At 53.6% G+C, this 12,256-nt stretch carries 9 protein-coding genes; 4 read left to right on the plus strand and 5 right to left on the minus strand.

From position 1 onward, the window contains the following. Nucleotides 1-185 precede the first annotated feature (185 nt). Both RIC19_RS05665 and RIC19_RS05670 read right to left on the minus strand, forming a co-directional pair. Nucleotides 186-668 (minus strand): DUF3558 domain-containing protein, encoded by a 483-nt coding sequence (locus tag RIC19_RS05665; protein ID WP_350177323.1) that lies wholly within the window; start codon nucleotides 666-668, stop codon nucleotides 186-188. 162 nt (nucleotides 669-830) lie between these two features. Further along, the gene (locus tag RIC19_RS05670; protein WP_350177324.1) at nucleotides 831-1,964 is read right to left on the minus strand and encodes a T9SS type A sorting domain-containing protein; all 1,134 of its coding nucleotides are present in this window, start codon (nucleotides 1,962-1,964) and stop codon (nucleotides 831-833) included. A 279-nt stretch (nucleotides 1,965-2,243) separates the two neighbouring features. On the opposite strand from RIC19_RS05670, the gene RIC19_RS05675 reads away from it, so the two are divergent. Beyond that, entirely contained in the window at nucleotides 2,244-2,606 is a 363-nt protein-coding gene (locus RIC19_RS05675; protein WP_350177325.1) for a PadR family transcriptional regulator, read from the plus strand. After that, nucleotides 2,599-4,176, plus strand: a complete 1,578-nt coding sequence (locus RIC19_RS05680; protein ID WP_350177326.1) for a PspC domain-containing protein — start codon at nucleotides 2,599-2,601, stop codon at nucleotides 4,174-4,176. Before RIC19_RS05675 ends, RIC19_RS05680 begins: the two co-directional genes overlap by 8 nt. A gap of 68 nt (nucleotides 4,177-4,244) precedes the next feature. Here the strand turns inward: RIC19_RS05680 and RIC19_RS05685 are convergent, their stop codons facing one another. Further along, on the minus strand, nucleotides 4,245-7,280 hold the full coding sequence (locus RIC19_RS05685; protein ID WP_350177327.1) for a M1 family metallopeptidase: 3,036 nt from the start codon (nucleotides 7,278-7,280) through the stop codon (nucleotides 4,245-4,247). A gap of 28 nt (nucleotides 7,281-7,308) precedes the next feature. Between RIC19_RS05685 and RIC19_RS05690 the strand changes: the two genes are divergently transcribed. Then, nucleotides 7,309-7,860 carry a hypothetical protein gene (locus RIC19_RS05690; RefSeq protein WP_350177328.1) on the plus strand — a complete coding sequence of 184 codons (552 nt, stop codon included), beginning with the start codon at nucleotides 7,309-7,311 and terminating at the stop codon, nucleotides 7,858-7,860. On the opposite strand, the gene RIC19_RS05695 is transcribed toward RIC19_RS05690, so the two are convergent. Next, nucleotides 7,808-9,124 (minus strand): flavin-containing monooxygenase, encoded by a 1,317-nt coding sequence (locus RIC19_RS05695; protein ID WP_350177329.1) that lies wholly within the window; start codon nucleotides 9,122-9,124, stop codon nucleotides 7,808-7,810. The two genes, RIC19_RS05690 and RIC19_RS05695, sit on opposite strands and share 53 nt — an antisense overlap. A gap of 92 nt (nucleotides 9,125-9,216) precedes the next feature. Between RIC19_RS05695 and RIC19_RS05700 the strand changes: the two genes are divergently transcribed. Continuing rightward, on the plus strand, nucleotides 9,217-10,893 hold the full coding sequence (locus RIC19_RS05700) for a T9SS type B sorting domain-containing protein (RefSeq protein ID WP_350177330.1): 1,677 nt from the start codon (nucleotides 9,217-9,219) through the stop codon (nucleotides 10,891-10,893). A 309-nt stretch (nucleotides 10,894-11,202) separates the two neighbouring features. Here the strand turns inward: RIC19_RS05700 and RIC19_RS05705 are convergent, their stop codons facing one another. Further along, on the minus strand, nucleotides 11,203-12,042 hold the full coding sequence (locus RIC19_RS05705) for a T9SS type A sorting domain-containing protein (RefSeq protein ID WP_350177331.1): 840 nt from the start codon (nucleotides 12,040-12,042) through the stop codon (nucleotides 11,203-11,205). Between the last annotated feature and the right edge of the window lie 214 nt (nucleotides 12,043-12,256).

Raw genomic sequence — 12,256 nt, forward strand, 5'->3', positions numbered from 1 at the left:
AGAGCGTGTTGGGACTTTTGTCTTCTAGTCGAAAACTAACAATTTTTTGGTTAGACGAGGCACGAAAACCGGAGTTTAGCCTTAGCTAAATAGCCTGTCCCGCAGTTTGCGGGAAGGATTTTCGGGACGAAGTGTAAGCAAAAAAGTGTAGTTTGCAGACCGATTACTAAAGTCCCAACACGCTCTTACTTTACGCCTTGGAAAATTTTGTTGTAAAAGTTAATACCAGCAGGCATAATAAGGTTGGCATAAGCAGGCTTACCGTCTTCGTAAAACAGGTAATACATACAATTCTGGTCAAAGTACAGATCTGCTTCCGCCCGGTTTTCCCCACCTACCTGGAAGAATACCCGCCCTACCGGCTTACAGTTGGGGTTGATCTCCGGTGTTTCTGAAGCAATATAGGTCACCGCAGTTTGAATATCCCGCTTTTCTTTTTGGCTGACGCTGAAGTTGGTGTAGTAAAACACGTAGTCGATGTAGTCGCACTCATTAAAAAGGGTCTTGATGGTATCTGCTGGCACACTGGGATAACTGGGCACTTGTACAGTTTGAGCAGGAGCCGTTTCAGTGCCCGTGGCACTCTTATCTGTTTCCTTTGCGGTGTCACTACCACAGCTGTGGAGCAGGCCCGCCAGCAACAAACCGATAAAAAGATATTTATTCATGAGCTATTTTAGTTTCAAATCTTCCAATTTCCCTCTTTCACCGGAGCGCTAAGAGCGTGTTTGGAGCAAAAGATAGTTGATAATCAAAGGGTTGTGGTTATGGCTAAATGGAAAAAAGCGCGTTACTTTGGTTGTCAGCAGAAGTGCTCCTCCAAGCATGCTCTAAGGCCTCACCACAATCAGCCGCTTAGTCACCAGGGTCTTGCCCCGACTGTTGGCAATACTGTAGAAGTAGGTGCCCTTGCGCAGTGAAGAGATATCCACTTTTTCTGTACGGCCACCGTCTACAAAGTACTGCCGCGACCATTCCTTCACTCCAAGAATGTTGAATATACTCACGGTATAGCGATCAGCGGGTAAGTTAGCAAACTCGAAGCGTACATTCACGATAGCCGGATTCGGATAAGCGTAGACACCCGGTTGTGCGGTTTCTACAGGGCGCAGGCTGGAGATGGTGCCCGCTTTGTAGGTCACACTTGAGACCGTAGCGCCCTCATTCAGGGTTTGTACCTCCGCAATGGGCTCGACAGCCTCGTTGCTCATAAACCGGTAGCTGATGGTAGTACGCGGCTCCAGGGCTTCCAGCTGCAACAACTCGATTACAATATCGGTGATATCAAACCAGCTGAAGAAACCGATTTTTGCATCCAGGCGGATTTGCTGTTCTTCCGTGCGCTTTTCGCGAAGCACATCGTAGATACCCCCGGGGATCGTCAGGGTGCCCCAGGCATCCACTTCCTCCGTACGCTCCGCATTAAGGCGTATTCTGATGGAGTCTGGCGAAATAGGTAGCAGGTCAGTGATCTGTGCGGGCAGGTCATCTGCCGAAAAAGCAAAGCTGATATTAGTAGCGGAGGTGTTGACATCCTGGTATTCCAGAGGCGCGCGGCGCTCAATGAGTGGCGGCTCGTACCGGAAAATACCTTCAATGCCTAAGCCTGCCGGATCCTGGCCAAAAAAGCCCAGCATTTCTGCCTTGCCGGCTGTAGTCCGGTAGAAGAAGTTGGCATTCTCGCCCCTCACCGCATAGTCTGCTCCGGGAAAACCAAAGTAGCCTTCTGCCTGCTGTACGGTGACCACGGGGGTGGTATTGATAAAGGTCGATTGCAGTGTCGTGAAATCCCAACTCTGATTAGCGCCGGCATTTTCCAGGTCGATGCCGGAAGGCAGGTTGTCTACAGATGTGCGTAGGGAGTCACCCACTTGCGGGAAGGTTCCGTTTCCAATGACAGGCTGGGCGGTAAGCCCGGCCACGCTTATGACGAAAAGCAGTAGTAATAGTATAGTGTGTTTCATAAGGATGATTTCTTAGAGTGCGTGTTAGGATTTTGGCCCTGGCTTGCAGGCTGATTGCAAAAACTCCGACACGCTCCCGACAGTTTCAATGCTACAAAGGTAAGCATTATAGTAATACGCCGAAAGTGGCCCCAACACGCTCTAAATCTTGGTTTTTGACCGTTCGGCCGTAAAGGGGGAGCGTATTCATCGGGACAAGGTAGTTGTTTATAGAAGATACTGGGCAAAGGAAGGTACTTTGTATTGCATAGTACTTGGTTTTGGCTTATATTTGTGGACATGAAAGCTAAAGATCTAGATAAAACCCGACAGCAGCTCGTGCGACAGATGCGGCGAGGTGTTCTGGAGCTTTGCGTATTAGCGATTGCATCGAAGAAGGAGGCTTATCCTTCCGACATCATCGCTGAGCTCAAAGCTTCAGAGCTCATCGTCGTGGAGGGCACCCTCTATCCGCTGCTCAGCCGCCTGAAAGATCAGGGGCTGCTGGAGTACAACTGGCGGGAGTCCAACATGGGCCCGCCCCGCAAGTACTACTCCATTACCGAAACCGGCCGTACTTTTTTAGAAGAGCTACTGCAGACCTGGGGCTCCCTGGTGCAGGCGGTCGATCATTCCACGCAAAACATCAACCACAATGAATAAGGTACAGCAAATCAATCTGGGAGGTGTACCGTTTACGATTGACGAGGATGCTCTCGAGCACCTGACCCGGTACCTCAATACTATACATGCCCACTTCAGGCAATCGGACGGGTACGAAGAAATCACACAGGATATTGAAGCCCGCCTGGCAGAACTGTTCCGGGAGGGCATGGGGCAGCGGCAGATTGTTATCCTTAAGGATGTCAAAGATGCGATCGTCATTATGGGCACGCCTGAGGATTTCGGCGCAGAGCCTATGGACGAACCGGTGGGGAGTGAGGAGCCCAAACGGAAACGTGCGCATGAAAGTGATTACCGTACCGGCCGGCGTTTGTTCCGCAACCCCGAGGATGAAGTCATCGGCGGGGTGTGCTCAGGTATAGCCGCATACTTTGGCATCAATGACCCGCTTTGGATCCGCCTGCTCTTCATCGTGGTGACGATCTCCGGTGGTTTTGGTGTGCCCGCGTACATTATCCTTTGGGCTATTTTGCCTAAAGCAGAGTCGGCCAGCGACCGCCTCGCCATGCGTGGGGAGCCCATTAATGTGTCCAATATCGGGCGCATCATCGAGGAGGAAATAGAGCATATTTCTTACAAAGTCTCCGAGATTGGCGGTAAAAAAAAAGGCGCAACCGGTGGGGGAGCACTAGGTGAGACCCTGCGGCAAATTGTGGCCTTTATCGGTCAGGTCTTTGCGGTCCTCATTAAGCTCATCAGCAACATCTGGAAACCCCTGCTCATCCTCTGTGGTGCGTTGGTCGCTCTGAGCTTGCTGGCTTCCTGGATTGCCATGTTTACCGGTGGTGTTTTTTTCTGGCCCTACGTTGATTACTTTGCGCCGGAATGGCCTATGGTGACCATGCTTGGCGCCTTTAACATCCTTATGATTATTGGTGTGGTCTTGCTGAGCGCAGGGCTCTCCATCATCCGGCTGTTGTACGGCACCCGCATGAGCCGCCCCTGGCAGGTAGCGCTCTCAGCATTCTGGATTCTGAATATCATCAGCTTTTTTGGTGCACTGACATTCATGGCGCGCGATTTCAGCAATGAGGCGCATATCGACCGCAGGGTAGAGCTAAGTGGTATTACTACGGACACCCTCAATTTCCGAATTGATGAAGCCGTGCCCGCCAATGATGAGTTCAATATTGATGGCGAACTCTTTTTCTACCACGATGCCATGATCAGTGATAATGTGGATGTTGAAATCCGTAAAGGCGATGGCGAAGGTTTCGTCCTCGAAGAACGGCTGGAGTCCCGGGGTACCAATCTGGCTATGGCCGAAGAACTGGCCGCGGGCATCAACTACCAGGAAGAGGCCACGGCGGATGCGCTAACGGTGCCCACCTACTTCAGGATTCCTAAAGGGACCAAGTGGCGCGTACAGGGTGTACGGGCTATAGTGGAAATACCGGTGGGCAAATTTATCCGCTTTGATGGAGAAACCCGCTTTTACATCGATGATGCAGACAAAGTGAACTACCGCCCCCGCATCTACGACAACCCCGGTAGCACCTGGCAAATGACCGAAGCGGGGCTGCAGTGCCTGGACTGCACAGAAGAATAATAAGCTAAAGTCACCCGACTGAAACCGAGTACCCATTGCCCCGTGAAGGGATGCAATGGGTATTTTTGCTACAACTCCTGCCGGTCCAGCAGCTTCCACGGGTTCATCCGCTGCAGGTCAAGCTGGAAACCGATGCGGGTAAAGTAATTGCCCCGAATTTCGAGTTGATCGGCGATATTCTTGGAGCTGATGAGCGGGAAGTACACCGCCAGGCGCTCGTCAAACAGTTCCAGCATCAGGCCTCCGTTCCACATAAACTGATCTGAAAAAGTGGGGCCATCACCAATTGTGGTATTGTCATCAAAGTAGCCGATGTCCAGATAGGGTTTGAGTGGAATACCCAGCATGGCCTGACTGGGCAGGTCTGCCTTGAAGTTGACCGCCAGCATGAAGCTGTTGCTGCGCCCCAAGCCGAAGGTATTGAGCAGTGGCACCTTGAACCCACCATCTCGACGGCTGATTTGTTGCGACCAGATGCCTTCTGTTTCATTTCTGCCCAGGTAGAGGTCGTCGAAGCGGTAATCGTTCCCTCCGTTAGAGGAAAGGTTGAAAGCGACCGGGCTAACCACCTGCGCATCCCGGAAGGTGCTGTACAAAAAGTAGCCGCCAAACAGCCGGAGGTGCACCGCTTCCCGCTTGCTGTAGTTGAAGTTCCAGTCTATTTCAAAGGAAGCTTTCACATAGCGTTCGGGGTCTCCAAAAACACCATCGAAGGCCTGATGTTCCAGGGCAGCTGTCCATTGATAAGGGTTGATTTTCCGGCGCTGCTCGTAGGTGAAGCGGGCTTCCTGTAGCCACTGCGTCTGGTAATTCTGAATAGGCGGTTCCAATCCGCCATGTAATTCGAGGAATTCGGAGCGTACCCAAATGCCCCGTAGCTGCAAGCGGGCGTAGGTGTTGTCGGTGGGGTTGGGCATAAAATCAAAGCGCAGGTAAGGTTGCAGGCGCTCGTAGCCGAGCTGCTCTTCTCTGTTGAGCAGGTTAGCCACTTGTGCATCAAAGCGCTGCCCGGTAATGCCCAGGCGTATGCGGTGCAGGACGTCATTTTTTCCGGGGTAGATATTGTAATGGAGCGCACCGAGGCCAGCTAGTTTACCACTTCCGAATCCGTACATGGGCGCCGCCCGCCACTCCAGCCGCTGCTCAGGGAGGGTATGATTGCCTAAAAACATCCCGGCCATGAGTTTATCGTAGTTGTTCCAGCCGAGCACCGGGCTCCATAGTAAATTGCCCCGGGTATCATTGGTTGCTGCAGGGAGGAAGGTGAAATCTGGCCTCCGGATCCATTTGAGCGGGCCCTCCAGCCGGTAGGAGTTGTTGCGGCGGTAGAGCTCCGGGGCATGCCGCTCCGCATCAAGGACCAGCAAATCGCCGGCTGCCTTTTCAATGCGTAGTGTACGCTTGCCGCTAAAGCCTTTGGACCACACGGTAGCCAGCACAGAGTCGCTCTTTACGATGGACAACGCAACCGGGCTTTCAATAGTGCCACGGTTCGCGACTTCCACCCGGTACGACTGACTTTGATTTTCAACCTTGGTAATGGCATAGTCAATGTGCCCTTTGCTTTCTATCAGCCCTTCAAATAGCCAGTCCAGTTCTTGCTCCAGGGCCTCTTCCAAAGACTGCTGCAAATCTCCGGGCTGCGGATGGCGGAACTGCCACTTTTGGTAGTAGGCATGCATGGCGCTGTCCAGGGCCTGCGTGCCCACGTAGCCTTCCAGCAGATCCAAAGCCAGTGGCGGCAAAATGTAAGCGCTTACGAGGTAGTTGATAGGCTTGAACGCATTGGAATTGGTTTCCGGAGCCTGATGTAGATTCCGGCGGGCCTGGAAAAGGTAACCGAACTCCCGCTCATTCATGGGGGTGCTGCGCAACAGGTAGTCAATGGCACCGTCGCCCTCACTATCTGCGTAATAGGTTTGGGCATACCGCGCTTCATAATAACTGTTCAGCCCCTCGTCCATCCAGGCGTGGTCGCGCTCATTGGAGGCGAGGATGCCGTAGAACCAGTTGTGCCCTACCTCATGCGTGATGACTATATCCAGCGACTCCGCACTGCTCACCCCGCCAATATTAGTGACCATGGGGTATTCCATGCCGCCGCCTGCGCCCAGGGTGGTCTGCACGGCCGTAGCCTGCGGATAAGGGTATTCTCCGACTTTCTCAGAATAAAACTCCAGTGCCCGCTTGACGTAAAAGGCCCCTTTGTCCCAGTAGTCCTGGTCTTCGGCTGCGAAAAACGCCCAGGCCTCCACGGTTTTGCCGGAAGGCAGGGTAGCCGTATCGTGGCGTACCTGAAAGCGCTTATCGGCAAACCAGGCGAAGTCGTGCACGTTTTTGGCACTGTACATCAGGGTTTTGAAGGCTTTAGCGGAAGGTGGAAAAGCCCCGTTTGCTTCCTCAGGAAGCGGCTGCCGGCTGAGTGCAAGCAGGCGTTGGCGCTCGGTCTCATTTTGCAAAGTACCGGTGGCCCCCACCTGATAGTTTTCCGGCAGGGTGATGCTGACTTCGTAGTTGCCAAATTCCGAATAGAACTCACCCATATCGAGGTAGGGCATGGGGTGCCAGCCTTCGTTGTCATACACGGCAGGCTTGGGGTACCACTGTGTGATGGAGTAGCTTTGGTTTACATGGCCAAGGCGGGAGAAGATATAGGGCAAGTCCACCCGGAATGGGGTGTTAATTTCTACCTGTGCATCCGGGGGCAGTGATTGGGGTAGGATGATTATGGCAATATCAATATGCTCGGGGTGGTAGCTCCAGGTTACGGCCTCGCCATCCGCAGTGAAGCTCAGGGAGTCTATGCCGCCGAGTTGTTCTTTCGCCGCAAAATGGAAGTCCGTCTCGCCCATACGCCGGGCCTGTTTCGCGTAAGCGGTTTGCTGATTGCGGTAGGCATTGGGCCAGAGGTGGAAGTAGAGGGTGTCGAGGGCTTCCGGGGCATTATTGTGGTAAATGAGGTTGAGGTGCCCGTGCAGCACATGCGCCTGATCATCGAGGCGTACATCAATACGGTAGTCGGCCTGCTGTTGGAAGTAGGGGGACTGGGCGAAGCTGCTAAAAGTACCAACGAGCAGGATTGGGATCAGGAAGTTGAGACGCATACGTTATCTTGTGGGCGTTAAATAATGAATGATGAAGATAGCGAAATCAATCAGTGCTGTTTTATTGTTCCTCGCGTTTTGTCAGCCGCTTGCCGCTCAGGATACGTTAGACAGCCTGGGGCTGCCTCAGGAATGGATTGGAAAATGGGCAGGCACACTGGAAATCTACAGCTTGCAAGGGAAACAGCAGGAGTTGCCGATGGAACTGCACATTCTGCCCCGGGACTCCTTTTACACCTACAGCATTATCTATGGAGAAGACAAAGCAGAAGGGCTTCGGGACTACCTGCTCAAGCCGGTCCGTCCAAAAATGGGCTGGTATAAAATCGATGAGCAAAATACCATTGAAATGGATGTATACCTGCTCAATGGCAAAATGTACAGCCGGTTTGATGTGATGGGCAGCTTATTGCTGAGCACAGCCGAAGTCAAAGAGGGCGTGATGACCTACGAAATCATCTCAGGGAAACTCGAGCCTGTCCGCACTTCCGGCAACGAAACTTTCGAGGGCGAAGATATCCCGGAGGTCAATTCCTTTCCTGTACAGGTACGGCAGGTCGCTTACCTGCGGCGGCTCTGATTTGTGCCCGGATTTTGTCGGCAAAGGGGTGGAAATGGACCTCCAGGCTGTGCCGCCGGGCTTGTTTGAACTCCCTTTCAATTTCATCGCACTCGGCTTCTGCCAGTTGTTCCAGGTTGTCCGGTAATGGGCATATGCCTGTGATATGCAGTGCTGCCAGTTGCGCCTGTAAGTCCGACAAGGGCCAGATGCACCCCTGCGGCTGCACCAGCCCAATGAAAAAGACATTGGGGTGCCCGGGCGCCATCATGCGCAGGTAAAGTGGAATGCGGTAGGCATTTTCAAAATCAAAGAGGCCTGGCTCGAAAAAGGGGAAGGCAATTTTATATCCTGTCGCGGCTATAATGGTATCAAACGCCGCACTGCTACCATCAGAGAAGTGGACGGTTTGGCCCTCAAAGCGCTCTACACCAGCTTTGGGGGTCACCTGGCCGTGCCGGATGCGGTAAAGGAGCTCCGAGTTGAGCGTAGGATGGCAGGCCGTAATCGGATAATCGGGGGTCTTTAGCCCGTAGCGCTCGTATTTTCCGATCTGCAGCTGCAGGCTGACTTTTTGAAGGGGTGCGCGCAGTAATCTTGGGAGATGTTGTAGCAAGGCATTGTAGGTATCAGTCGGCTTTCCCATCAGAAATTTCGGGATGATATAAGTCGGCCGTCGCAGGCTGATGGCTGTGGATTCGGCGACCCGGCTGGCTTCCACGGCACAGTCGCAACCCGAGTTGCCAGCCCCGATGACCAGCACCCGCTTTCCCGCAAAGGGCCTATTAGTCTTGAAGCTGTGCGAATGCATATACTCTCCGGTAAAAGTGCCCGGTATGTCGGGCCAGCGGGGTACGGAGTGGTGCCCGTTGGCGACCAGGAGGTAGTCAAAGGTGCGTTCGGTGCCATCGCTAAGGGTGAGGTGCCAACGGTGGTTAGGAAGCTCAACCGCTTGTTCAACAGCCGTATTGAACTGTATGTACTGTTCCAGATTGAATGCCCGTGCATAATCCTGAAAATAAGCCAGCACCTGCTTATGCGAAGGATAGTCCGGATAATGGTCGGGCATAGGGAAGCCCTCAAAGGCAGAAAGTTCTTTTGAAGAAATGATATGGGTGGTTTCGCAAACGCTGGAGTGGGACTCCCCGGAGGTGAAGACCCAGTTGCCGCCGATTTGATCGTTCTTGTCGTAGCAGACGATGTCCGTCAGACCGGCATCCTGCATGTTTTTGATGGCAGCCAGGCCCGAACAGCCCGCCCCGATAATCGCTACACTTTTTGGCATAGTGCCTGGTTTTTGACGGTTAATATAAGCAGAATTTGAAGACTGAAATGGGAATATACTTTAGCTTTGTGGCTACAAACGCGAAAAGGACTATGAAACAACTGCTCTGCTTTTTTCTGTTATTCCCATTGTTGCTCTCTGCCCAGAATGCAGGTACGGTTTGGTACTTTGGTGCAGCTGCCGGGCTTGACTTTTCTAGCGGCAATCCCGTACAGGTGCCTGGGGGCGCGATGGAAGCCTTTGAAGGCTGCGCTATTGTCTCGGATGCGGAGGGCAACGTACGCTTCTATACCAATGGCGGTGGGCGGGACCCGGAGCAATCGGGGCAGACCTCCGGAAAAATCTGGAACCGCAACAATGAAGTCATGTACGATATGGGCGGCACCGAAGGCGGTGGGTTCAGTGCAGCGCAGTCCGCCCTGATACTGCCAAAGCCGGGGGCAGATGAGGTGTACTACCTGTTCACGATGGAAGAAGTGGAGTTTGACATCGGCGGTAGTGTGCCGGGGCAGCCGCAGGGTAGGGGCTTGTCCTACTTTGAGGTCGATTTGGCCCTCAATGGCGGGCTGGGCGGCGTCACCGTGGCCGACCAACGGGTGCACGTACCCGCTTTTGAGGGGCTTACGGGCACCATCCATCAGAACGGTTCTGATTATTGGGTGGTGATCGTGGATGCGGCACCGGAAAACAACCGGCTGCTGGTCTTCCCGGTCACGAATGAAGGGGTCACGGATACGCTTTCCTTCCCGTTTGACGGCACCATTACGGGACAGCTCGATATCTCGCCCAACGGGCAGTGGCTGCACTGCGCGGGCACCGTTTTTCCCTTCGATAATGCCACCGGGCAGATTGATACGACCAACATTATCGATCTGACGCCTATGCCGGATTTTAGTCTGAACGCAGCCTCCTTTTCACCCAACAGCCGCTTCCTCTACTTTGTGGAGGATACACCTTCCGGTCGGGTACTGACGCAGTATGATCTTGAATCAGAAGGGGTAGCCAACAGCCGTTTAATAATCGCTAACCTGCCGGAGAACCGCCTGACCGGGCATATGCAAATGGCTGTAGATGGGAATCTTTACCTGCTGGAGCGCGACTTTTTTCTGAGCGGCGGGCCAACCCTGTCTGTTCTGGAATGCCCGGATACACCGGAGCCGCTATTTTTGCCGGATGTTTTTATGCTGCCAGAAAGCGATAATATTCCTTACACCGGCCTGCCTAACTTTTCCGACCATATCTTCGCCACGCAGCCACTCGAATTCGCCTTTGAGCAGGACACCCTAACCCTCTGCGAAGACGAACCAGCAACCCTCTCCGTCCCGGAATTCCCCAATGCAGCCTACGCCTGGTCTACCGGCGATACGGCTACAGCGATTGAAGTGGGCCTGGACAGCCTGTACAGCCTGACCATCAGCACAGCCTGCGAGACGGTTGCGGATACCATCGCCATTGCGACCATAGATTGTGACACCAGTATCTGTAGGGTTGCGCTGCCCAATACCTTTACCCCAAACGGCGACAACACCAACGATACCTTCGGCCCGCTGAGCGACTGTGAAGAACCGGTCTTCCTGAATTATCTGCTGCGCATTTACAACCGCTGGGGCAACCTGGTCTATGAAACTTCGGACGCCACCCTGCCCTGGGATGGCGAGCAGGACGGGGAGCCTGCGCCTACGGAGGTCTATTTCTACCTCATGCAGTATCAGGTAGAGCGGCAGGAAGCGGTGCAGACTTTGCAGGGGGATGTGACGTTGGTGCGGTGATAATTACAACTCCAGCCCATCCAAATTCCCCAAATCCGGCTGCTGAAAGTGCTTTTTGGTGTAGGCGGCCTGCAGTACGAGGCGGGCCAGGGCAAGCTAAAGGCATTTGAGCCCTGCAACGCCCCGGAGCATTTAGTGGTCTGTCAGGTATTAAATAACGGGCAATCTATATAAATATTTCTAGTGGATTGAGCCGTAGATACTTGAGAGTTAACGCCCAACGCTAGTAAGCGCTCAAGCGTGAAAAGACTGTCAACTATTTCGGTCTAGTCGCACTAGCCAGGTCAGCGCCCTGGCCGTACCAGGCTATTACATCTTCACCACCTTCTCCAAAGCTGTCCCGCCCTCCCAGGTGATCTGCAGCCAGTACAACCCCGGCGGCAAATGGGAGATGCTGTAAGCATACCTGTACCGCTCTGCCCCTTCAGGCGTAGGGAGGCTATGTTTGGGAAGCCCAACCCGCTGCCCTCCGGCAGACCATAACTGAAGCCGGGCATTGGGTGAAGGGCCTTCCGCCCAGAGGAGGCCCCGGGCAGGGTTAGGGTAACAACGCCAGGGCGAAGGCTGGGCTGCAGCTCTGGTATTGGAGATGATCTCTATGTGGATGGTGGTGAGGCTGTCACAACCATTGGAAGCCGGGTGCAACTGCGTTAAAGTAGTGTCCGTGTAGAAATTACTGCCCATGAAAGCAGCTCCTGGCAAAAGTGCAGTGTCCAGCTCAACATAGCTATTGTTCCGGGCTTGGAGCGTGACTTGCAGGGTGCTGTCGCAGCCCTCTGCGGAGCGGTAGGCGAGGGTGTGCAGGCCTGGGCCAGGCAGTAGGGTGTCGCCCCACCAAAAGGGTTCTCCTTCGCAATAAAAGGTGTCTATGGCGCTGAAGCTGCTATTGGCGAGGGCTAGCGAAACCTGTACGGTACTGTCACAGCCCTGTTCATTGAGGTAGGCAAAGGTGTATGCCCCTGGCTGTGGCAACAGGCTGTCCCCCCAAAGCAGCCCATCGCTGCTACTGCAGAAAAAAGTATCGACAAAGCTGGTAACCGGGGCATAGGCTTCTACTTTGAGCACGGTGGTGCTGTCGCAGCCCGTCAGCGCCTGTGCAGGGAAGGTATAGGTGCCGGGCGCATTGATGAGGCTGTCCCCCCACAGCAATGAACTGCCTGCACAGTAGCCGGTATCGATGACGATAGGGGCTGGAGGGCAGTCCGGGGTTAGGAAAGTGGTATGTAACAGCCCCCTAAATACTCTGACAAAAGTCTAAAAACTTTTTTAGAGATTTAGATATGGAAAAGCAAGAAAACAGAGGCCGGAAATTCAGCAAAAAGGAGAAGCTGGAGATTCTGGATGAAGCTAAAGCTTATGGGGT

Origin of the sequence: Phaeodactylibacter sp. (assembly GCF_040219495.1) — a bacterium.
Taxonomy (GTDB): Bacteria; Bacteroidota; Bacteroidia; order Chitinophagales; family Saprospiraceae; genus Phaeodactylibacter.